Here is a 21853-nt window from a genome sequence, read left to right on the forward strand (position 1 = left end):
AGTGGAGTTACAATTTTTTTCTAATTTGATACCAAAAAGAGGGGATGCAAATGATTGATAGATTTAGAGAGAATGCAAATATAGGTGAACTGGTCGTAATTCAGGAGGGTGTCGTATTAGGAAAAAACGTTTCTATCGGGCATCATACGGCTATTTTGGGAAATACCCAAATTGGGGATAACGTAACGATAGGATCTCACTGTATTATCGGGGTTTATCCCGGTGGAAATGCAAATATGCGAAAAACGGAGACTACTTTACCTCCACTTGAGATCAAATCTAATGTCAAAATAGGAAATCATGTTTCGATTTACACGGGAACTGTAATCTCTGAAGATGCATTCATTGGGGATCAAGCAAGTATCCGTGAAAAAGTACGGATTGGAGCGAATACTGTCATAGGTCGAGGTGCCATGGTTGAATTAAATACATCAATTGGTTCGCATTGCACCATCCAAACCTTAGCTTATGTTACGGCAGATACTACGATTGAAGATCACGTCTTCATTGGTCCATGCGTTTCCATGTCCAATGATAAATATATGGGAGCAAAAGAATTTACATTGAGAGGTCCTTACATTAAGGAAGGAGCAAAAATAGGGAATAATGCATCATTGTTACCTGCCATCATTATAGGTAAGAATACTGTGGTTGGTGCAGGGGCCGTTGTGACAAAAAATGTGCCGGATTTTGAGACAGTTGTAGGAAACCCGGCAAGAAAAGTACCGGATGAAAATACCTTGTAAAGGATTGAAAACAAATGATACCTCAATTGGATTTGAAGGCGGAATACGAGAGTGTAAAGGATGAGATACAGAAGTCAGTTCATGAAGTTCTGGAAAGTGGATCCTATGTTCTAGGGAATAAAGGAAAGCAAATTGAAAAATTGTTATCCGAATACGTAGGGACCTCTTATGGCATTGGGGTTGCGAATGGGACAGATGCACTCCTTCTTTCATTGGAAGCCATGTCTATTGGGAATGGAGATGAAGTCATTACTCCCCCCTTTACCTTCTTTGCCACAGCAGAGGTTATTGCTCGTGTCGGGGCAAAGCCTGTTTTCGTCGATATTGATCCCATAACGTATAATATGAACCCCGCTTTGATTGAACAAGCGATAACAAAAAAAACGAAAGCAATTATGGTTGTACACCTTTTTGGACAATCGGCAGATATGGAAAAGATTATGGAAATAGCGAAAAAATATCGTTTAAAGGTTATTGAGGATGCATGCCAATCCATCGGAGCCACTTTTAATGGAAAAAAAGTAGGATCATTTGGTGATACAGGTTGTTTTTCGTTTTTCCCTTCCAAAAATCTTGGAACATATGGAGATGGAGGTATGGTAGTAACGAGTGATAAGGATTTATATGAAAAAATTAAAGTATTGAGAAATCATGGAAGCGAAAAAAAATATGTACATTCTGATATCGGTTTAAACAGTCGGTTAGATGAAATCCAAGCAGCCATATTAGAAGTGAAATTGAAGAGACTAGATGATTGGAATCAAAAAAGGAGAGAAATTGCGAACCGCTACTCAGAAAAATTGATAGGTTTGGTTAAAACCCCTATTACGGTGAAGAATCGGGAACACGTCTTTAACCAATACAGCATTGAAACAGACAATCGCGACGAATTAGCCTCATACCTAAACCATAGAAAAATTGCTACAGGCATCTATTATCCCCTACCCCTTCATCTTCAGCCTGCCTTCCATGGACTCCATTATCAAAAAGGAGACTTTCCAATAGCAGAAAAGGTTTCGGAAAAAATCCTGGCCCTGCCGCTTTATCCAACGTTAAAAGAATACGAACAAGATTATGTAATATCCTCAATTAAAGAATTTAAGGGTGATAGTAATGGAATTAATTAATATTGGGGTAGCCGGAGTCGGAATTATGGGCATGAATCATTGCCGAACCCTGGATAAGATGAAAAATGTCCATTTTGTTGGTGTTTATGATAACGATATGAAACGGTGCCTGGAAATAGCTAAGGAGTACGATGTTTGTCCTTTTTCGTCATTTAGTGAATTATTAAAAAAAGTGGATGCAGTAATCATTTCTGTTCCAACCAGTTTACATTTCACTTTCATCCAACAGGCATTGCAGGAAGGAAAACATGTTTTGGTTGAGAAACCATTCGTCAGTTCGATGAAAGAGGCGGAACAAATCAAACCATTAATCAAGGCTAAGAATGTCATTGTTCAGGTAGGGCATGTGGAAAGATTCAATCCGGTAATTCAACAGCTAAACAAAATTATTAATCGCCCCAAAATGATTTCCATTGAAACGAGGCGATTAGGGGCCCTCAACCGAGTGATTGACATAGATGTTATTTTTGACCTTATGATCCATGACATTGATATTGTCTTAAGTTTGGTCGGAAGTCCGATTCAAAGCCTTTCTGCGGTAGGTTATAGCCTGACGGAATCTGGGCAGATGGATGTGGCTAATGCTGTGCTTACTTTCAAAAATGGGGTCATAGCAAATCTGGTAGCCAACCGCTTATCTCAGGAAAAAGTAAGGACGTTGACGATCACCGAAAGAGATCGGTTGATCAAATCTGACTATATGACCAAAGAGTTATTTATCTGTCAAAAAGTGGATTCTGTTATAGAAAAAAATCTATCCTACCGACAAGAAAGTATAGTTGAAAAGATCATCGTTCCCAACACTGAACCCCTTTTTGCTGAAATCGATCATTTTGTGCAATCCATTCGAATGAAGCAATGTTCCATTGTAGGACCTGAAGAAGCATCCAAAGCCTTGGAAGTCGCACAGATGATTAGAGCATACATCGAGGGGAACAAGTAACAAGTGGAGGTGGACTATGAGGCCTAAAATAAAAAATAGCACGATATTAATTACCGGCGGTGCGGGATTTATAGGGAGTCACTTGGTAGAACAATTAATGATGAATGAAGCGAAACAAGTCATAGTTGTTGACAATATGTTTTTAGGAAACAGAGAAAACTTATCAGACGCATTGTCCAAGGGAATGGTCTTATATGTAGATGATGCCGAATTAAAAGGCTCTCTGGAATATATAATTGAAAAACATAAGATTGATATTGTTTTCAACTGTGCCACCAAGGCATTGAATTATTCCTTTATCAATCCATCGAATGCCTATATGACAAATGTGATCGTTTTAAATAATCTGCTTGAGTTACAGAGAAAAGGAGCATTTAAAACACTCTGTCACTTTTCATCATCTGAGGTTTATGGCAGCGCACAATATGAGCCGATGGATGAACAGCATCCGATACTTCCAACTACGGCCTATGCTGCAGGCAAGGCCGCTGCTGACACCATGTTACACAGTTATGTTAACATGTTCGGTCTGGATGCGTTTATCGTCAGACCCTTTAATAATTATGGTCCTAGGCAAAATTATGAAGGCCCTCTATCAGGAGTGATTCCTGCAACGATTATGAAATTGTTAAATGGTGATGCTCCGGAAATCCATGGAACCGGTCTACAAAGTAGAGACTATATTTATGTAGTAGATACAATCGATTCTATAATCAAGGTTTATGATGTGATTAAACGTGGAGATTGTGTAAATATTGCAGCCGGTAATCACATTGCAATTAAAGAAATTATCTTAAAAATATCAAAAATCCTCAATTATAAAGGTCCTATTTTATATAAAGATTGTCGACCGGCAGATGTAGCCTGTCATCATGCAGGCAATCAAAAGATCAAGTCGATGATTAATTTTAATTTAGTGGATTTTGATGAAGGGTTATTAAAAACGGTGCGATGGTATAAAGAAATATATAACAAGAGGAATGTTCTTAAATGATAAAATTAATAAAACCTTATATTACCTTTCAAGAAGTTGAAGAAGATTTCAAAAGAATATTTGAATCTGGAACTTTTACCAAAGGAGAATATGTAAACAAATTCTTACAGGAAATAAAAACTTATTTAGGAGTCGATCATGCCTTCCTGACCACCTCTGCGACTACAGCATTGACAATGTGCTTAAAATCACTCGGAATAGGATTGGGAGACGAGGTGATCGTATCCGACTTTTCTTTTCCGGCAACCGTAAATGTTGTAGAGGATATCGGAGCGATGCCAATTTTTGCGGATGTGGATCAGGATACTTTCAATATGAAATCGGAAGAACTAGAAAGGAAAATAACCCAAAAAACAAAAGCAGTCATATTCGTGGATGCGTTCGGAAACCCAAGCGGAATATCTAAAATAAAAGGGATATGTGAAGAACATCAAATACCGTTGATTGAAGATGCTGCTTGTGCCATCGGGAGCAGTGAAAATGGAGTCAACGTAGGTAAAATCGCAGATCTTACCTGTTTTAGTTTTCATCCCCGGAAATTGCTTACGACTGGCGAAGGAGGAGTGATTACAACCAATAAGAAAGAAATCGCGGAAATTATGAGTGTTAAATTAAACCATGGAGCGATTGTCCGAGATGGAATGGCTGACTTCATTAATTATGGATATAATTACAGACTATCGGAGCTTCAAGCAGCAATGGGAATAAAACAATTAAATAAATTAGAATCAATTGTGAAAAGTAGGAACAGTATAGCTGACGAGTATAAAAAGAGACTCCATCTTTTAGGTTTTAAAAGGCAAAATTCGCTGGACAATGTGATTCATAATATTCAATCCCTCGTTTTTATGGTTCCCGAAGGGATGAATAGAGATCATTTAATCGCTTATTTAACGGAAAATGGAATTGAATCCACAATAGGAACGTATTGCCTGAGCAATACAACTTATTATAAGAACAAGTATAATAGTGTTCAGCCAATTGCAAAATATCTTGAAAAAAATACCGTAACTCTTCCTTGTTATGATAACGTGGATCACAAATATATTAGCAACATAATAGAAAAATATGTGAGGACTCTCGAGGATTAAGCAGTCCAATGGGGTGGCTGCCGATTTCTTCTATTTGAAAACACCCGTCAAGGCTAAATGAACGCTTCGTGGCCTTGACGGGTTTACGGTCCTGGACAACTACTGCAGCTATTTTCGAACAACCCGTCCCATCCTCTTTTGGACATTATGTGGTACGTAGTTATCTTAAGCGATCATTCGCTAATAGACTCGAGGAGGGCATACTATGAAGGTAGTTGTTTATACTTCATTATTTGGTAATCATGATTCCGTTAAAGAACCCTTATGTATAGATAAAAGTGTGGATTATATTCTGTTTACGGATGACCCGAGCATAAAGTCTGAAAATTGGACGATTAAAGTATTGGAAAAACAATTTGAAAGCCCAAGAAAAATGGCTCGTTTAACCAAATTGTTATCTCATAAATTTCTACCAGAACATGACCTGAGCATTTATTTGGATGCAAATTTTAAATTAAAAGCAAAAGATATTTATGAGATGATAGTGGAATGTCTAGAGGGCCAAGATATTGCCTTATACAAGCATCCAAGACGAAACTGCACCTATCAAGAATTAGAACACTGTTTAAAAGTCAACAAAGTAAGCACCGAAATTGCGGACCGTGTAAAAATAAAGTATCTAAATGAAGGATTTCCTCGTGATTATGGATTATTTGAGAGTGGATTTATTATTAGAAAAAACACGGAAAAAATAAACCAATTGAATGAACTTTGGTGGAACGAAATCGCTACTGGAAGCGAACGAGATCAGTGTTCTCTAGTGTTTTGTCTGTGGAAATTGGGAATCACTGCAAATGAAATCAAAATTGGCCAACAAATTCGTATAAATCCCTATATCATTGGGTATAAACATAAAAATAATTCATAAAAACCTTTTGTTTCAAAGAATTAGCCCCATGATTTGACACGGAGCCCCTGCGAGCACGATTTTCTTGCGATCGGACGATGCATTACCATTAGCTGAACGCGTCCACTCGTCCCCCCCTACAAGATAAAAACGCCTTGCTTCCTTCATTGGGGTCAAACCGTTCCATGTCCTCCAGTTCCGTCCAGATGCTGATCGAACCATCCGTCCCCATAAGAATCGGCGTATGCACACATCCTTCCTGCCTTTTCTTGAATATATTTTGCAGACCGTTTAGGCATTTTAATTAAGCATAACAAAATTTAACGCATATTATTATATGAGACTATTTTGGAAGGGGAGTAAAAGTGGAAAAAAATCCGATTAAGATAACATTTATCCCCAAAAGAAGGCCTTTTATAAAAAATGCCACATCAAGACTTCGGGCTTTATATCTAATAGATCATCTTCAAAAGTTATTTCCCAACAAGTATATAGCTAATCTTGATGATCCGGAGAATGCTGACATTATTGTTGTGAATCAATCCGCTTCACAAGAAAATTTAATAAAAATTCTAGATCAAAAAAAGAAACGAAAGGTCTTTCTCATCTATGATGTGGTAGGACGGCAGTACGATGATGCCAGAGAATCATTTAACCAAGTTGCGCAGCAAGCTGATTTAATTACTGTTGCAAATGAAACTCAAAAAGCGCGGATAGAGGAATTGAAGCTAGGTAAACCTTGTTGCATTTTGAATGATGGTATCGATTATGTTGAACAATTGAACCCTTCCCTTTCACCGTTTAACGGAAAAGTAGTTTGGTTTGGTAATCACCAACTAGGTAATTTAGAATCAGCAATGTGGGCAATTGATTATATATCCGCGCAACCTAAATATTCAATAGGTGTTATAGGCAATAAAGAAATTAAATTAGACAATGTTGAGTTAATAGAATGGAAATATGAAGGATTTATTAATAATCTAAAGCGTTATAGTCTATGCTTTTTGTCTCACGATAGTTTGGAAAAACAAAAGAGCAATAACAGATTGCTAGTGACGATTGCAAATGGTATTCCCACAATTGTATCAAATTCTGCTGCTTATTCTGAGTTACTTCGTAAGTTCAAGTTAGATTATGCCATTGTCGAAAATGAAAATGAATTACAAAAGGCTCTTTCCATCCTTAGTGATGAGGAACAAAGACAAAAGTATTTAAGTGAGATACAGCCTTATATTTTAGAGAACTACAATTATAATGCTGTAGCAAAAAAGTTTGATCAGATATTAAATCTCTACTACTTAAAAGGTATATAAGAGGTGTAATTAATGTCCAGAATTGCCGTAGTAGGTACAGGTTATGTTGGTTTAGTGTCGGGAGCAATCCTGTCAGACTTTGGCCATAAAGTTACATGTGTTGATATTGATCAAAACAAAATTGCTCGTTTAAAACAAGGTATTATTCCCATATATGAGCCAGAATTAGAAACAATGGTCGAAAAAAATTATTATTATAAACGACTATATTTTACAACTAATATCCAGGATGCTGTAGAAAAAAATGACATTATCATCATTGCGGTTGGAACACCGCCAGCAGATGACGGAAGTGCTGATCTTCAATATGTTCTTACTGTTGCCGAGAGTATAGCTACTTACATGAATGGATATAAGGTGATTGTCAATAAGTCGACTGTACCCGTAGGAACAGGACAAAAAGTCAAGTCACTGGTGCAAGATGCTCTAAACGAAAGAGGGGTAAACTATACTTTCGACGTAGTTTCAAACCCTGAATTTTTAAGAGAGGGATCTGCAGTTAGAGACTTTACTCATCCCGATAGAGTAGTTATCGGTGCTGAAAATGAAAAAGCTGTCAATCTAATGAAAGAAGTATATCGAGTCCTATATATCAATGAAACTCCTTTTGTCATAACGAACATTGAAACGGCAGAAATCATTAAGTACGCATCAAATGCCTTTCTTGCCATGAAAATTACCTTTATTAATGAAGTAGCTAATCTTTGTGAAAAGGTGGGGGCTGACGTTCAAAAAGTAGCTAAAGCAATGGGAAAGGACGGACGCATCTCCCCAAATTTTTACATGCAGGTCCTGGTTATGGAGGAAGCTGTTTTCCAAAGGATACCAGATCTCTCGTTAAAATTGCCCAAGATAGCGGTGAACATCTCTCTTTAATAGAAGCTACTATAAAAGCTAATGAAAGACAAAAGCTTAAAATGGTAGATAAGATCGTGGATGCTCTGGGTGAAGTTGAGGGAAAAACCATAGCGGTTCTAGGGATTACTTTTAAACCTAATACAGATGATATGAGGGAAGCACCTTCATTAGTCATCTTACCAGAATTAGTGAAGTATGGTATAAAGCTAAAGGTATATGATCCAAAAGGACGTGAAGAAGGTACATGGCGTCTTCATGATATAAAAGATAACCTGATTTGGTGTGAAGAAACTTACGAGGCTATTACAAATACGGATGCTACTTTGATTCTCACTGAATGGAATGAATTCAGAAACCTGGATTTTGATAAATATGATGAACTAAATAGTGGAAAGTATTTCTTTGATTTTAGAAATATTTACGATAAACAAGAATTAACTGGAAAAGGATTTAAATACTATGGTGTAGGTGTGTAAAATGAATTTAAAACCTGTAGATAGCACAAAAACATATCTTGTTACAGGTGCAGCCGGCTTTATTGGTATGCACCTTTCCAAAAAGTTATTGAGCATGGGTTGCAAAGTAATAGGATATGACAACATGAACGATTATTATGACGTGAACCTTAAACTTAGCCGTTTAAACATATTGAAGAAATTTGATCATTTCACTTTCCATAAAGCAGATTTAATTGACAGGGACTATCTTGAAAACTTGTTTTCAAAAAACAACATTGATGTAGTAATCAACCTGGCGGCACAAGCAGGTGTAAGATATAGCATTGAGAAACCACATGTTTATATACAATCCAATATTGTAGGATTCTTCAATATTCTCGAGATGTGTAGATACCACAAAGTAAGCCACCTGCTTTATGCTTCCTCAAGTTCTGTGTATGGTTCTAATCAAAAGATACCATTTTCAACAGAAGACATGGTTGATCAACCAGTTAGTTTATATGCAGCTACAAAAAAGTCTAATGAACTAATGGCACATACTTATAGTCACCTTTATAAAATACCTGCAACCGGATTGCGTTTCTTCACAGTTTATGGTCCGTATGGAAGACCTGATATGGCATATTACTCTTTTACAAAGGCTATTATTGAAGATAAAATGATAAAAGTATTTAATAATGGAGATATGTACCGGGATTTTACTTATATTGATGATATTGTTGAAGGTGTCACTAGACTTATAGAAAACTCTCCTGCAATATTTAATAAAACCTTACCCTACAAGGTTTATAATATTGGGAATAATAAACCTGAAAGATTAATAGATTTAATTCAAGCGATTGAACATTCAACTGGTAAAAAAGCGATTAAAAAATATTATCCAATGCAAGCTGGGGATGTGTACCAAACCTATGCTGACATAAAAAATTTATTTGAAGATGTAGGCTTTAAACCAAATACATCAATTGACGACGGTATCAACAAATTTATAACCTGGTATAATCAATATTACAATCAAGTGGACATGAATTAGGGAATTGACTTATGTGTATTCTGTCAATTCCCTTTTCTTTATTATTTAACATATTATCGAAAAATTGATAAAGCGAAAGACTTGCTTTTTCTATCGAATAATTTTTAGCAGTTTCTATTCCATTTAAGAAAAATTTATTTCTTATACTTTTATTTTCTACTAAATAACTTATAAAATGAATAACCTCTTCATTATTAGCAGTATCAACTAAAAAACTGTTGTATCCATGCACCGCATATTCATATATTCCTCCTATCTTTGGAAGGATAGTAGAGCAACCAATTGCCATTGCCTCTAATCCTGAACGTCCAAAAGCTTGATAAGTTGATAAATCAATAAAAATATCGGAGTCTTGTAAAAGCTCTGCAACTTGTTCCCTATGGAGTATCCCCTGATTTTTAAAATCAAAATTCAAAGGAACATTTAAAGAGTTCAATTCATTATCAGAGCAACCAAATATAGAAATTTCTATTTTTGAATTATATTTTTCTTTTATCGCTTTCAACACATTCATTGTTTCTTTAGGCGATCTTCGAGGAGTTTTTGGCCTGACCATTGCCACAATATGAACAACATCTTTTTTACTATTATTTATTGTCACTGCAGGTTTAAAAAGCATGTTGTCTAAACTCGGAGCAATTTTATAAACCTCAATTCCATGATTTTCTTTTATTATATTACGGATCCAATTCGTTTTGGCAAAAGCATTATTATTTGGAATTAATGTATAAGATTCTATCGCTTCTTTATACCAATGATGATCTTTATCAAACATCAATGGTTCATAATCTTGTATATAGTAGGAGGGTTTTATATAGGGGTGACATTCGATGATGTTTTTTAACATTTTCACCGTTGTAAATACGGTAGCTACTACGATGTCGAAGTGTTGAGAAAGGCGAATTAATTCATCTTGATTTCTATAATAAACACAAAATTCATCAAAATTTAAGTATTGTTCAGAAAATGGAATCTTATAGTTAAGATTGTTGGCTATTTTTGCATTTACATTCAATGTACGAAGTCCCATTGTTTCCTGTACAACTGAGTGTGATCCCCCATCTCCTCCTTTTGTTGGCAAAATAAATAAAATCGAGATATTACTTCTTTTTAACTTTTCACCGTTTTCTATCGCATTTTCAACTTTTTTCCTCAAAGTGTTTAGTTCCTTATTTTCTTTTAAAGCTGTCATACAATCTCTTATTATTTTACTGGAATACTTTCTGCAAATTAGCTTATCTGCTTGTTTTTTTAACAATTTTTTTTGGTCACTCGTGTAACTACTAGATTTATAATGATACACGTAACAATCATCGGCTACTTTTAGTTTGAAGCCAGCATTTTTTGCTCGGATACAATAATCATTTTCTTCGCCATATCCTTCCGAAAAAGTCTCCTGATCAAAATAACCAATTTTATCTATAACCTCTCTTTTAACCATTAAACAAAATCCATTTAAAAGTGGAACTTCTGGATAACATTTATCTGACTGGTTTTCCACTAAATTTGACATTTGTTCCAAGTTCATTTTTTCTGGGAGTGAATTTTTTGCCCAATCATTTTGTTCAAACAATTTTGGTACGGATTGCCAAGAAGCTGCATTGGAAAGAGGACCTGCTATACCTACAGCTTTCTCAGATTCCATACATGCAATTAGCTTTTCTAACCAGCGAAGTGTAACGATTGTATCACTATTAAGTAACACACAATATTTAGAAGATGATGCCAGCAACCCTATATTAGCGGCAATTGTATATCCTTGTGCATAATCATTTCTAATAAGCTTACAATTATAGACTTCAGCATAAGCCCTTAAAAATCTACTTGTTTCCTTGTTACTGCCATCATCAACTATAATAATATTAAAGGTTAATGTTCTCTTAGCAATTAATGACTCGAGACATACTTTTACTTCCTCTAAAGCATTATGCACACAAATGATTACATCAATTTCTTCAGTATTAGTTTCATTACGTTCATCATTACTTATTAGATTTTGCTTATTCAGTCTGTCTTCTTCTAAAATTAAACTTATTAAGCCCGGTTCTTTTTCAGTCATTCCATTATTCATATTCTCGTAAATTTGTCTCCTTGTTCTAGCATAATCCCAAATTCTAACATTAGTAATTTCACCAATAAAAAAACCGTAATTACTCAGACCCCCGATTATCCCTGAGGCAAAAACATTTGTTTTCAGGCTTTTCAAACCCATTTTTCTAATCTCACCATTAATAAAAAGATATGGGGTTTTATCACGATAAACAATTGCAATGTGAGTCCAGTCAGTAATACTTGTTTCATATACTAAAGTAGCTGGCAGATGATTTGCTGTATGTTCAAAAACTGAAACACCATTCGTCCCTACTGACACTCCTGTTCCAGCATACTCATTATCGCCCCCATAACCAGCCGCAATAACATACCTTTGATCTGAAATACCTGAAGCACCTATAACTGACTCTTTTCTAATTTTATGAGCTGCTTCAGGCTTAACCCAGAATTCATATGTGAAGTTATTCTTTACTTCCTTAAATATGGATTGAATTGTTAATTTATCGCTACCACTGAACCTCATTTTAATATCACCCTTTTTCTTTGAACCGACTTAGCTATTGCCGACACCATCTTGGATTCCATGCGGAAACGGAAAGGACTCAGCAAGTAACAGTCACTTTCGCTTAGAGAGCCCCTCCCCCGGTGGCTCTCTTTATAAACATCGCGTGGCTCTCACTTATTAACTCAATGGCTCTATCCCACCGAAATATTCATTCTTCGTGACTTTAATACTTCGTATTGACATTAGATCAAAGATTTTTTTTGATTTGTCTGATGATCGTGAATTCTCCATTTGAAGTATTTATTATCCCTAATATAGTCATCGAGAATAGAAAAAGGGGTATTATACTTCCAAGCGATATAATTAAAGCTCATCTGATCTCTTTTACTGAAGTTTTCAACTTCATTCCACCAAGCGTCCATTGTTTCTATAATTTTTGGATCCTTGTGTCTCCTTAAAATTACTCCAGTAGAAATAAGACCATTATTTTCTGGATATCTCTCTTTTCATATCTTTCAGCTTGGGCAAGAATGACATTTTTGTCATCTTTGTTTCTCCGTATGCAAGCTTCTGCTTCTTGATATATACAGTTTCTTCCATCAGAGTGCCTAAAAAAGACAAGAGAAGATTCCTTCAAATAACTTTGCAGCAACTCGTATAGATCTCCAACGATAGTAATATTTGCATCTACCCATACACTGTAGTTATAGTCTTGAAAAAACAAGTGAGGTAGTATTTTTACATATCTTGCCTTTCTTGTCGAATCAAGATTATGATGTGGTAGTGGTATTATTTTCCAAAAATTTGACTTTATATCCGGATTGTCAGTAAAGCATACATAATCAAATTTATCGGATTTATACCGGGGTTCATAAAGATTGTCATAATTAGCTGTGATAGCAGTATAAACGACAACTTTATTTTTATTAATTTGACCGACTGAAGTACCTACATCAGATTGATATATTATTTTGTTTTGCTCCATTAGTAAATACCTCCAGTGTGTTTGCTAATCTAAAAGTGTACCACTTACACAGCGTCTGCTAACGCAAAAGTTCTGAGCAGGTACCTGTTATGCTGAATGAAGCTCAGCAACCTGGGGAGAATCTCCGATCCTTACAATGTTAGGTGTATCTATATTTTTAAAGGCATTTCTTGTATCTATAATTAAGTTAGAATTTTCCGAAATCTCTTGGTAGTTATAAACATTATGGTTTGTTAATAAGATAATACAGTCAAAATTACGAAGATTTTGATGATCCAATTCAATTGAATGTACAATATTTCCTTCATTATCTGTAAACTGGGTTGCATAAGGATCATTGTATTCAACTAAAGCGCCCATTTCTTTTAATGTATGATAGATAGAAAGACTAGGAGATTCCCGTAAATCATCAATATTCGGCTTATACGCCATGCCTAGTAATAATATTTTAGAGTTTCTGACAGATTTATTAACATTATTAAGTGCTATTTCAACCTTATTTAACACATACTCCGGCATATAATGATTTATTTCATGTGCTAATTCAATGAAACGGCTATAAAAGTTTAATTCTCTTGCTTTCCACGATAAGTACATAGGGTCAAGAGGAATGCAGTGTCCTCCAATACCAGGGCCAGGAGAAAATGGCATAAAACCAAAGGGTTTTGTACTCGCTGCTTTAATTACTTCCCATATATTTATTTCTAATTTTTCGCATAACATCGCCATTTCATTAATAAATGCAATATTCACACTGCGAAATGTATTTTCTAAAAGCTTACTCATTTCGGCTATCTTAGGGGAAGAAACAGTCACAAGTGATTGAATGGCATCCTTATATAACAAGGTTGCTATTTCAGTACATAATTGTGTTTTTCCTCCAATTACTTTTGGTATGTTTTTTGTATTATATTTGCCATTACCAGGATCTACTCTTTCTGGGGAAAAACAAAGAAAATAATCCTCACCAGCTTTATATCCTTTTTTTGTCAATTCATATTCGATCAATTCCTCTGTTGTACCCGGATAAGTAGTACTTTCTAAAATAATGAGTAATTCTTTATGCATATATTGTTTTATTTCTTCAACTACTGAATTTATATACGACATATCCGGGATGTCATCCTTTGTTAAAGGAGTAGGAACACAAATGTTAATAGAATCCAAAGATGAAATTACTGAAAAATCATTTGTAGGAATAAATTTTTTACTGTTTATCACTTCGTGTAAATCTTCTTTATTTACTCCTGAAATATAGAAATCCATGTTCTTTAATCTACTGATTTTTTCTACATTAATATCAATTCCATAAACTTGGTAACCTTTTTTTGATAATTCAATTGCTAATGGCATCCCTACATAGCCAAGTCCAATTACGCCAACTTTAGCCTTTAGAGAAATTAATTTTTCTTTTAAATTAGAATATGGTGAGTTCTTCTCCAATTCTAAAACCTTCCTTCTTTCTACATTTTTTTACTTATAATTACATTATTTTTCAGTTAAAATGGATTGAATGGACTTCGTGATATAACAGGCTTATTGTAACTAGTCATGATTATGGATACCCTTGTCAATCAATATCGCCCCCCCTAGTGCTGTATACTTTCATACTATGTATTGATAATCAAAACGTAATAGGATATAAGACTAAATTTAGCCTGGTAGATGAACATGTGCGGCAGTTGATTCAGCTTGCTTCTACACATAGTCAGGAGTTGATGGCAGTTGGAAAATAATACACAAAACGAAGATGAAGAAGGACTGATGGAAGTCAAAGTCACGGGGGGAGGTGGGGATTTTTGAACTGGAAGAGCGAAAGCGTCCGCCCGAAAGCTTTCCGAAGGAAAGCTCGCATCGGAAGCATATGCTGTCTCCGGATTTTATCCGCTAGAAGCGGTATAAATCAGGAAATCCGGAGACAACAGCGGCTGGATGTCCAAAACATTCGCCGTAGTTACGGCAATTTAAGATTGAACCTTCATCAGCAAATGATCGATTCGATGTTGAAAGGTGTGTGAAGTCAACACGCGTTGTCTTGCTTTTTTGGCCATCCGTTTGCGTTCTTCGTCGTGTGCAATATAATAATGAATCTTCTCAAGTAAATCATGCTTATCTTCAAAAGAAACAATTTCCTTTCCTTCCTCAAAATGATTTACCAGCTCTTCTTTAGAATCAATAAGTTGAAATGCTTCACAACTGGCAGCATCAAAGGTACGATTGTTGATACTTTTAGCAATAATACCCATACGGTTTTTATTGTATTTCTCATGGGAAGGGCGGTGGATATTTAAAACAATTTTAGAACCATTATAATAATTCACAACGGTTTCAGGCCTTACCCAAGCATTCACTAAATCTAAACCCCGATATAAATTTTTGGTCCATTCATTATTATACTTGCCCCACCCTCTCCCAACGATTTGAATTTGATAGTCTGTTCTCTGTAACAAGAATTCAATAAGCTCAATCCGATTGCTATAGGGTACTCCTACTAAACAAATATCACTTGTAAACTCTTCAGAGACCGGTGTGGAACGATACATTGCTGGATCTGTTCCCAGAGGAAGATGATATACGTGTGGATGCCCGAGTCTTTTATATTGTTCTAATGCAGCTTGATCGATGGTAAAAATGTAGTCAAAATAAGTGATCAGCGGAATGGTCCAATCCATATAATAAGGATCTTCCGTCATCCAAATGGCCGACTTTACTTTGGTTTGCTTTAAGAATTCCAGTATAGGCTTGGAAATTTTCAAACCGCCCATTGCTACAATAAGATCTGGCTGTAAAGATTCTTTCATAAGTTGTAATGCATTTAAACCCATATTTAGGGTAAAAGGTTCACAATCGTGACCTGCATTCTGAAAGGCTTCTACTATACTTTGTTCAAAAAAGTAATAAACTGCCCTAAAACCTGAAGTAATGAATAAAATTTTCATTTTCTTCCTCCCTTGTAAATTTGATATTTTTTTAGTTAATAGGATATTGCCACAAACATAAAATAAAAAAAGCCATATGATGTTTTATAAAATGAGTGGAGGTGAAAATATGGCACAGACCTTAGTTGAATTCGGTAGAAGCATCCAGACCAACCTGGACAATGGTGTTATTGTTCCAATCACTGCAACACCAAGTTTGATATTACAATTTGGAATTAATGTTCCAGCAGCAACCAACTTTGTAGAACTTACTACTACAGTAGGTTGGCAGGTAACAAACGTTTTTGCTACACCACCAGATCAACCCAAACTCTTCCTTCAAGTCCTTATGGATGGAGTCGTTGTTGGTAGTGCTGAGCAAGAGTCTATTTCAAATGATGAAGATGAACCGCTTGAAATGACCACAACGTTCCAGACCATTCTTACCAATGTATCCGTAGGGTTTCATGGAATTCAAGTGTTTGCCTCAAACCCTGATGATCTCCAGGGAGATATCACCCTAACTGGTCCAGTTAATATTACTGGAAAAGTTTATGTGCCTGTATAACTTATTCACTTAGTAGACCAATTAGCAGTTAATCAAAGTAAAAACTCCTATGTAGAAGTCTTGTTTGTTTTAGGGAACAAACAAGGCCAACACCTTCTACTATAGGAGTTTTTTAATATAATATTCATCTGAATGGGGGCATATGCTAAAACAGATGGACATGAAACATATTTTCATTAGCAGAGACCCGCGTGATGTTGTAGTTTCTGAAACTTCTTCTAAAAAACCTCTTGCCCTTAATCCGAAATCATGATATATTACTTCTTGTGTTGCATTTCTTAATTTGCGGTCGTGGCGGAATTGGCAGACGCGCACGGTTCAGGTCCGTGTGGTAGCAATACCGTGGAGGTTCGAGTCCTCTCGACCGCATCATAACAAAGGAAGCTTCTGTACTGCTCATCCGGGCAGTGCAGAAGCTTTTTTCTTCAACCGGCCGCAGATGATGGCTATGAACAATGAATAAAACGGGCCAAAAACATGATTCGCCTTGACTTATGCAGCTCATATGTTAGAATAGCGAGGCCCAAATTCTAATATAAAGAAGTGAAACTATGCTAGAGCCAAAGGTGAATGTGAAGCAGGGCCGCCTGTTTCTCGATAAGTATTTTTCCGGAGAATCCATTGACTACCGTCAAATTATATCGTTATTTCTTCCTATATTAGTAGACCAGGCCTTTGTGGTAGGACTGAACGTTGTGAACACAGCGATGATCAGCTCTTCCGGAGTGGCAGCGATCAGTGCGGTGAATATGATAGATTCGCTGAATATTTTTCTGATCAGTGTGTTCATTGCCGTGTCAACGGGAGGTACTGTTGTTGTAGCGCAATATAAAGGCAGCGGAAACGAGCTAATGGTCTCCAAAGCCGCTGCAGGAGCCGTATCCTCCGTATCGCTGATGGCCTTTGCCATCGGCTTGTTTGGCATTGTGTTCCACGGCCCCCTGCTGCATTTGCTGTTCGGCGCGGCTTCGCCGGAGGTCATGTCGAACGCCCGCACGTATCTGATCGGGAGCAGCCTGTCCTATCTGGGGATTGCTGTGATGGAGGCAGTATGCGGCGCGCTGCGCGGCATCGGACGGACCCGGGTCTCGCTCGTACTCTCACTGATTATGAACTTTTCGTATGTGCTGCTGAACTTTGTGTTCATCAACGGCCTGCATATGGGGGTGTTCGGGATGACCATTGCGATCAATGCCTCCCGGTATCTGGCGGCGGTCTGCTCGCTGATCTACATGTTCCGGCTGGATAGCAGCCTGCGGGTGAAGATCCGGGACCTGCTGGCCCTCAACTGGACCATGATCAAAAGAATCATGTTCATCGGCCTGCCGTTTGCGGCGGAGCAGATGTTCTTCAACGGCGGCAAGATTCTGACGCAAATCTTCATTGTCAGCCTCGGCACCTATGCGATTGCCACGAATGCAATCTCTTCCTCACTCGCCGGGGTGATGCAGATTCCGGCCAATGCGTTGTCGCTGACCCTGATTACCGTCGTCGGCCAATGTATGGGCAGCCGGAATACGAAGGATGCGCGCAAATTCGTCAAATCCTTTCTATGGCTGTCTTCCGCCTCCTTTGCGCTGATGGCGCTGCTGATCTTCCCGGTATTTCATCCGCTGGTATCGCTGTTTCATCCGCCGGAGGAGATTGTCCGGGATATCTTCATTGTTTTTCTCATTAACTCCATTGCCCAGATCCCGCTGTGGTCGGTCAGCTTTATTACTCCTTCCGCGCTTCGGGCAGCGGGTGATTCCAAGTTCACCTCCGTTGTATCCATGCTGTCCATGTGGCTGTTCCGCGTTGTACTGGGCTACATTCTCGGCATCGTGCTGAATATGGGCATTATCGGGATATGGCTGGCCATGAACTGTGAATGGGGCGTACGCGGCTTCATCTTCCTCCGGCGTTTTCTCGGGGAGAAGTGGGTTCAGCATAAGGTTATTTAAGGCAAGGGTTAAATTCCATTACCGGTCCTGAGCTTTGCTGTTTAACCGGGTAACCTCAGTTTTCCGGAAACTTGGAAGCATGATGAACATATACAAAAGTGCGGCACAACCTACAGAGAGATAGGAAAGCTTCAGCCCGATGGCATCGGTCAGCACGCTGCTGGTCACTGGTCCTACAATCATTCCGAATGAGTAGGCTGTGTTATAGATGGCAAAGGTAATTCCATAGGAAGGAAGTCCGCTTTGTTCTGAAATGTCTGCAAGTGCAGGAAGACAAGGCGCAAGAACCATACCCATACTGATTCCCAGCAGTACCAGAGAAGCGGCCTGCATCCACATGGAATCGGGCAGAGCGGAGAGCGGCAGACTTATGGCAACTACTGCAAGTCCGATCAGCACAGCTTTTTTATACCCGATCCTGCTGGATAACTTGCCGATCCAAGGGGTGGCGAGCGCATAGGATAATGTAGGAATAGCGAATAACATTCCGATAAAACCCGGCTCCGCGTTGAATTTCTCCTGCAAATGCAGCGGCAGGGTAGGCTCCAATACACTGGGTATAGCCGAACCAATTATAACGACACCACTGATTAGCAGCAGACTGCGGTTGCGCAGCAAACCGAAAGATGAGAGGAACGTCCCCGATTTTCTTTCAGGTAAATCACGTAACAGAAAGATTCTAAGCATTCCATCAGCTACAGCCAGAACTGCGGCAAAGAGGAAAGGAAGTTTGTAACCGCCTAACTGATACATCCAGCCCCCTAAGCTAGGCCCAAGAAGGATTCCGGCAGCCTGACCTGACAAGGCCAGCCCCATGGCTTTGCCGCGCTCTTCGGAAGGGTAAAGATCGGCAAGTATGGCTAATCCGGATGTCCAGGTGATCGCTGCGGCAAGTCCTTGCAGGGCTCTTGCTGCTATAAGCATCCAATATTCTTCGGCAAATGCAAACAATAGTGTAGCTGCAGCCAATCCAAGCAATCCCCACAGCATAGGGCCGCGTCGCCCAATCCGGTCTGATAAAGCTCCAAATATAGGTGTCGCGATGAACAATGCAATTGCGTAGCTCCCAAAGAGCAAGCCGATTTCGGTCTGGGAAGCCCCAAGGGCGCTTGCATATTTCGGAAGAATGGGCACCACCAGCCCATAAATCAGCATATCCAAAAAAATCGCTATCCCGACGACGAACAGAGCTGCTTTTTGTTTGGTTTGGGTGATCTTGTTCATAATAAGACCTTCTTTCGCTTTGTTGGTTGAAAATGTGATTAAACTATTCCCGTCTGCCCAATTGTTACTAAATGTATAATAATAAATATAGAATACTAAACATTTAGTATTCGATTTACGATTGTATTATAGCAACTAACCCATATTGTGTAAAGTGGGGCGAATGGGCGGATCTGTAATGAATTTTCTTTACAGATGAAAAGTTCAAATATAGAATTGAATGTAATCATTAATACTATATTTTTAGTACTATGAATTTACTATTTGAGCGGAGCGAAGATCATGACTGATGTAATGGTACTTGGACTATTATTAAAATATGGATCAATGTCCGGCTATGAGATTCAACAAAAGATGATATCTGCACAAACAGATAAATGGGCATACGTGCAGCCTGCGTCTATCTACCATGCCCTAAGAAAACTGGACAAAGATGAATTAGTCCGTCTGGAAAAGCTTGAGCAAACGGGCAATCGCTCAAAAGCCATTTATTCCATCACCTCCAAGGGGAAGCATGAATTTAACAGCATGTTGATTAGCTCGTTTAAGAAAGCTTCCGTTGTTTTCCCGTCCGCTTTGTATACAGTTCTTACGTTCATGGATGAAGCGCCGAAAGAAGAGATCATTGGAGCGTTGGAGGTACAGCAGCAGGCGATCCAGACTATATACGATGAAATGAAAGCGGGACAGAAAGAAAAGGAGAAGTATTACGAGGTTTCAAAGAATGTACTGTTGATTTTCGAGAATATGTATGAGCAATGTGAAGTGCAATTGCAATTTTTACAGAAGCTTAAACAGGATCTATTGAGTGATTTGCTGTAGCGGTAATCTGTATGCTTCATAAAAAAAGGCGTGCTCTCCGCTCCTGGCAGGAAGGCACGTCTTTTTTTGTTTTTTAAGACCGTTTTTGCCTGTTACCTTTTCCAGATGTCATCCACCTTTACCGGCTGGCCGGTACGCATGGAGCGGTTGGCCGCAATCCCGGTCATAATCGACATGGCCCCATCCTTGTGCGAGGCTGCACGGCCAAAGCGGTCCTCCTGTTTCTTGTCGAAAATGTCGCGCAGCAGCACCGGGTCACCGCCCCCATGGCCGCCTGCACTGCTTTCGAACTGGACGCGATAAGGCTCCTTGAAGTGCGGGTAGATGGTAATGTTGACCCCCTCCAGTGCGCCTTCATTTTCTTTTTTGCCGCCGGAATTGACGTAGGATTGTTCGGTGATGCGAACCTCCATACGGCCTTCGGTACCGTTGAAGACGATAATGAAGCCTTCCCAAGGCATATAAGCGTTCAGCGAATAGTTCATAACGGTCTTATTCTTGTATTTGACCATTACATTCATGGTATCCTCGATGCTGATATTGTCGCCGAACACACTTTGGTCGCGCTGATACCCGTCTTCATGCTCGGCGTCCAGATACATGCTTTTCAGGTGCTCGTTGCGGTCCAGATGGAGTGCGAAGGGGTCATTCTCGGCAGCCTTGCTGCCATAAGCACGCTGATAGAATTCGGTGATACCTCTTTTCTCTGCATTTTCCTTACCGTAGAACCGCAGATCGCCCATGGCGAAGACTGTATCCGGCTGCGAAGCCAGCCAGAAGTTCATCAGGTCGAAGTGATGCGTCGATTTATGCACCAGCAGGCCGCCGCTGTTCCGTTTGTCCCGGTGCCATCTGCGGAAATAATCCGCTCCATGCTGGGTGTTCAGCAGCCACTCGAAATTGACGGACAGGATTTCGCCCAGCACGCCGTCCATTATAATCTCGCGGATTTTTGTGTTATGCGGTGCGTAACGGTAGTTGAAGGTTACCCGCAGGTTTTTGCCGGTGCGTTCAATGGCATCAAAAATCTGCTGGCATTTCTCCTCGTCAATGGTCATGGGCTTCTCGGAAATGACATCACAGCCCAGCTCCATAGCCCGGATAATATATTTGTGATGCGTGCGGTCAATGGTCGTTACCAGTACGAAGTCAGGCCGGGTCTCTTCAATCATCAGGTCGAAATTCTCAGCCTTGTAGGTAGGCACCTCATGGTAGCCGTATTTGTCTGCCAGCATATGGTTAGCGAAATTCATCCGCGTCTGATTGACATCACAGAAGGCTGCCAGCTCGGAGGTTTCGTTGTAAACGGTAACAAGCGCGCCGTAAAAAAACTCGGCCCGGCCGCCGGTGCCGACGATGGCATATTTCTTTTTGGACAAGGGGATCACTCCATTTACTTGGATTTGATTCTATTTTATAGTATAGA

General features: G+C 38.7%; 20 protein-coding genes, 1 tRNA gene and 1 pseudogene. 14 read left to right on the forward strand and 8 right to left on the reverse strand.

Annotation, left to right across the window (positions count from 1 at the left end):
• Nucleotides 1-50: 50 nt before the first annotated feature.
• From JI735_RS09930 to JI735_RS09955, 6 genes are all read left to right on the forward strand, one after another.
• A complete protein-coding gene (locus JI735_RS09930) occupies nucleotides 51-746 on the forward strand; it encodes an acyltransferase (protein WP_039832400.1) in 696 nt (231 codons plus the stop codon).
• A 14-nt stretch (nucleotides 747-760) separates the two neighbouring features.
• Nucleotides 761-1873, forward strand: coding sequence for a DegT/DnrJ/EryC1/StrS family aminotransferase (locus JI735_RS09935; protein ID WP_039832399.1), 1113 nt, complete (start codon nucleotides 761-763; stop codon nucleotides 1871-1873).
• Nucleotides 1860-2816 carry a Gfo/Idh/MocA family protein gene (locus JI735_RS09940; RefSeq protein WP_039832398.1) on the forward strand — a complete coding sequence of 319 codons (957 nt, stop codon included), beginning with the start codon at nucleotides 1860-1862 and terminating at the stop codon, nucleotides 2814-2816. The genes JI735_RS09935 and JI735_RS09940 overlap by 14 nt, the downstream gene beginning before the upstream one ends.
• Nucleotides 2817-2832: 16 nt before the next feature.
• Nucleotides 2833-3810, forward strand: coding sequence for an NAD-dependent epimerase/dehydratase family protein (locus JI735_RS09945; protein WP_039832397.1), 978 nt, complete (start codon nucleotides 2833-2835; stop codon nucleotides 3808-3810).
• The gene (locus JI735_RS09950; protein ID WP_039832396.1) at nucleotides 3807-4901 is read left to right on the forward strand and encodes a DegT/DnrJ/EryC1/StrS family aminotransferase; all 1095 of its coding nucleotides are present in this window, start codon (nucleotides 3807-3809) and stop codon (nucleotides 4899-4901) included. Before JI735_RS09945 ends, JI735_RS09950 begins: the two co-directional genes overlap by 4 nt.
• 205 nt (nucleotides 4902-5106) lie before the next feature.
• Nucleotides 5107-5769: a glycosyltransferase domain-containing protein gene (locus tag JI735_RS09955; protein WP_039832395.1), complete on the forward strand. Its 663-nt coding sequence runs from the start codon at nucleotides 5107-5109 to the stop codon at nucleotides 5767-5769.
• A gap of 88 nt (nucleotides 5770-5857) precedes the next feature.
• Here the strand turns inward: JI735_RS09955 and JI735_RS09960 are convergent, their stop codons facing one another.
• A complete protein-coding gene (locus JI735_RS09960; protein WP_202677337.1) occupies nucleotides 5858-5998 on the reverse strand; it encodes a hypothetical protein in 141 nt (46 codons plus the stop codon).
• Nucleotides 5999-6113: 115 nt separating this feature from the next.
• Between JI735_RS09960 and JI735_RS09965 the strand changes: the two genes are divergently transcribed.
• The 4 genes and pseudogenes from JI735_RS09965 (at nucleotide 6114) to JI735_RS09975 (ending at nucleotide 9410) form a co-directional block, all read left to right on the forward strand.
• Nucleotides 6114-7061: a glycosyltransferase gene (locus JI735_RS09965; RefSeq protein WP_039832394.1), complete on the forward strand. Its 948-nt coding sequence runs from the start codon at nucleotides 6114-6116 to the stop codon at nucleotides 7059-7061.
• A 12-nt stretch (nucleotides 7062-7073) separates the two neighbouring features.
• A pseudogene (locus JI735_RS35500) lies at nucleotides 7074-7903 on the forward strand (UDP-glucose dehydrogenase family protein); the annotation flags it as partial.
• 75 nt (nucleotides 7904-7978) lie between these two features.
• Nucleotides 7979-8395: a UDP-glucose/GDP-mannose dehydrogenase family protein gene (locus tag JI735_RS35505; RefSeq protein ID WP_233476459.1), complete on the forward strand. Its 417-nt coding sequence runs from the start codon at nucleotides 7979-7981 to the stop codon at nucleotides 8393-8395.
• A gap of 1 nt (nucleotide 8396) precedes the next feature.
• Entirely contained in the window at nucleotides 8397-9410 is a 1014-nt protein-coding gene (locus JI735_RS09975) for a GDP-mannose 4,6-dehydratase (RefSeq protein WP_039832392.1), read from the forward strand.
• On the opposite strand, the gene JI735_RS09980 is transcribed toward JI735_RS09975, so the two are convergent.
• The 5 genes from JI735_RS09980 to JI735_RS10000 form a co-directional block, all read right to left on the reverse strand.
• Nucleotides 9364-11985 carry a glycosyltransferase gene (locus tag JI735_RS09980; RefSeq protein ID WP_202677338.1) on the reverse strand — a complete coding sequence of 874 codons (2622 nt, stop codon included), beginning with the start codon at nucleotides 11983-11985 and terminating at the stop codon, nucleotides 9364-9366. The two genes, JI735_RS09975 and JI735_RS09980, sit on opposite strands and share 47 nt — an antisense overlap.
• A gap of 224 nt (nucleotides 11986-12209) precedes the next feature.
• Complete coding sequence (locus JI735_RS37745) at nucleotides 12210-12389, reverse strand: glycosyltransferase domain-containing protein (RefSeq protein WP_411830085.1); 180 nt, start codon at nucleotides 12387-12389, stop codon at nucleotides 12210-12212.
• Nucleotides 12390-12427: 38 nt separating this feature from the next.
• A complete protein-coding gene (locus JI735_RS09990) occupies nucleotides 12428-12952 on the reverse strand; it encodes a glycosyltransferase domain-containing protein (RefSeq protein ID WP_202677339.1) in 525 nt (174 codons plus the stop codon).
• Nucleotides 12953-13039: 87 nt separating this feature from the next.
• A complete protein-coding gene (locus JI735_RS09995; RefSeq protein ID WP_202677340.1) occupies nucleotides 13040-14395 on the reverse strand; it encodes a nucleotide sugar dehydrogenase in 1356 nt (451 codons plus the stop codon).
• Between the two features lie 521 nt (nucleotides 14396-14916).
• Nucleotides 14917-15891 carry a CgeB family protein gene (locus JI735_RS10000; RefSeq protein WP_039832390.1) on the reverse strand — a complete coding sequence of 325 codons (975 nt, stop codon included), beginning with the start codon at nucleotides 15889-15891 and terminating at the stop codon, nucleotides 14917-14919.
• A 109-nt stretch (nucleotides 15892-16000) separates the two neighbouring features.
• Between JI735_RS10000 and JI735_RS10005 the strand changes: the two genes are divergently transcribed.
• From JI735_RS10005 to JI735_RS10015, 3 genes are all read left to right on the forward strand, one after another.
• The gene (locus JI735_RS10005; protein ID WP_039832389.1) at nucleotides 16001-16438 is read left to right on the forward strand and encodes a hypothetical protein; all 438 of its coding nucleotides are present in this window, start codon (nucleotides 16001-16003) and stop codon (nucleotides 16436-16438) included.
• Between the two features lie 285 nt (nucleotides 16439-16723).
• Nucleotides 16724-16807: transfer RNA gene (locus tag JI735_RS10010), tRNA-Leu, on the forward strand.
• Nucleotides 16808-16989: 182 nt separating this feature from the next.
• Nucleotides 16990-18381 carry an MATE family efflux transporter gene (locus JI735_RS10015; RefSeq protein ID WP_039832388.1) on the forward strand — a complete coding sequence of 464 codons (1392 nt, stop codon included), beginning with the start codon at nucleotides 16990-16992 and terminating at the stop codon, nucleotides 18379-18381.
• Between the two features lie 18 nt (nucleotides 18382-18399).
• Here JI735_RS10015 and JI735_RS10020 read toward each other — a convergent pair whose 3' ends face one another.
• Nucleotides 18400-19605 (reverse strand): MFS transporter, encoded by a 1206-nt coding sequence (locus tag JI735_RS10020; RefSeq protein ID WP_039832387.1) that lies wholly within the window; start codon nucleotides 19603-19605, stop codon nucleotides 18400-18402.
• 282 nt (nucleotides 19606-19887) lie between these two features.
• On the opposite strand from JI735_RS10020, the gene JI735_RS10025 reads away from it, so the two are divergent.
• Nucleotides 19888-20427 carry a PadR family transcriptional regulator gene (locus tag JI735_RS10025; RefSeq protein WP_039832386.1) on the forward strand — a complete coding sequence of 180 codons (540 nt, stop codon included), beginning with the start codon at nucleotides 19888-19890 and terminating at the stop codon, nucleotides 20425-20427.
• Between the two features lie 92 nt (nucleotides 20428-20519).
• On the opposite strand, the gene JI735_RS10030 is transcribed toward JI735_RS10025, so the two are convergent.
• Nucleotides 20520-21806 carry a Gfo/Idh/MocA family oxidoreductase gene (locus JI735_RS10030; protein ID WP_039832385.1) on the reverse strand — a complete coding sequence of 429 codons (1287 nt, stop codon included), beginning with the start codon at nucleotides 21804-21806 and terminating at the stop codon, nucleotides 20520-20522.
• Nucleotides 21807-21853 lie beyond the last annotated feature (47 nt).

It is taken from the genome of Paenibacillus sonchi (genome assembly GCF_016772475.1).
GTDB lineage: Bacteria > Bacillota > Bacilli > Paenibacillales > Paenibacillaceae > Paenibacillus_AQ > Paenibacillus_AQ sonchi.

Excerpts from the sequence above, each read along its gene's own strand:
- JI735_RS09950 (WP_039832396.1), top strand. The coding sequence starts at position 3,807 with ATGATAAAATTAATAAAACCTTATATTACCTTTCAAGAAGTTGAAGAA.
- JI735_RS09930 (WP_039832400.1), top strand. The coding sequence starts at position 51 with ATGATTGATAGATTTAGAGAGAATGCAAATATAGGTGAACTGGTCGTA.
- JI735_RS09990 (WP_202677339.1), bottom strand. The coding sequence starts at position 12,952 with ATGGAGCAAAACAAAATAATATATCAATCTGATGTAGGTACTTCAGTC.
- JI735_RS09940 (WP_039832398.1), top strand. The coding sequence starts at position 1,860 with ATGGAATTAATTAATATTGGGGTAGCCGGAGTCGGAATTATGGGCATG.
- JI735_RS10020 (WP_039832387.1), bottom strand. The coding sequence starts at position 19,605 with ATGAACAAGATCACCCAAACCAAACAAAAAGCAGCTCTGTTCGTCGTC.
- JI735_RS09980 (WP_202677338.1), bottom strand. The coding sequence starts at position 11,985 with ATGAGGTTCAGTGGTAGCGATAAATTAACAATTCAATCCATATTTAAG.
- JI735_RS10015 (WP_039832388.1), top strand. The coding sequence starts at position 16,990 with ATGCTAGAGCCAAAGGTGAATGTGAAGCAGGGCCGCCTGTTTCTCGAT.
- JI735_RS35505 (WP_233476459.1), top strand. The coding sequence starts at position 7,979 with ATGGTAGATAAGATCGTGGATGCTCTGGGTGAAGTTGAGGGAAAAACC.
- JI735_RS10025 (WP_039832386.1), top strand. The coding sequence starts at position 19,888 with ATGACTGATGTAATGGTACTTGGACTATTATTAAAATATGGATCAATG.
- JI735_RS37745 (WP_411830085.1), bottom strand. The coding sequence starts at position 12,389 with ATGGACGCTTGGTGGAATGAAGTTGAAAACTTCAGTAAAAGAGATCAG.
- JI735_RS09955 (WP_039832395.1), top strand. The coding sequence starts at position 5,107 with ATGAAGGTAGTTGTTTATACTTCATTATTTGGTAATCATGATTCCGTT.
- JI735_RS09975 (WP_039832392.1), top strand. The coding sequence starts at position 8,397 with ATGAATTTAAAACCTGTAGATAGCACAAAAACATATCTTGTTACAGGT.
- JI735_RS09945 (WP_039832397.1), top strand. The coding sequence starts at position 2,833 with ATGAGGCCTAAAATAAAAAATAGCACGATATTAATTACCGGCGGTGCG.
- JI735_RS09935 (WP_039832399.1), top strand. The coding sequence starts at position 761 with ATGATACCTCAATTGGATTTGAAGGCGGAATACGAGAGTGTAAAGGAT.
- JI735_RS10005 (WP_039832389.1), top strand. The coding sequence starts at position 16,001 with ATGGCACAGACCTTAGTTGAATTCGGTAGAAGCATCCAGACCAACCTG.
- JI735_RS10000 (WP_039832390.1), bottom strand. The coding sequence starts at position 15,891 with ATGAAAATTTTATTCATTACTTCAGGTTTTAGGGCAGTTTATTACTTT.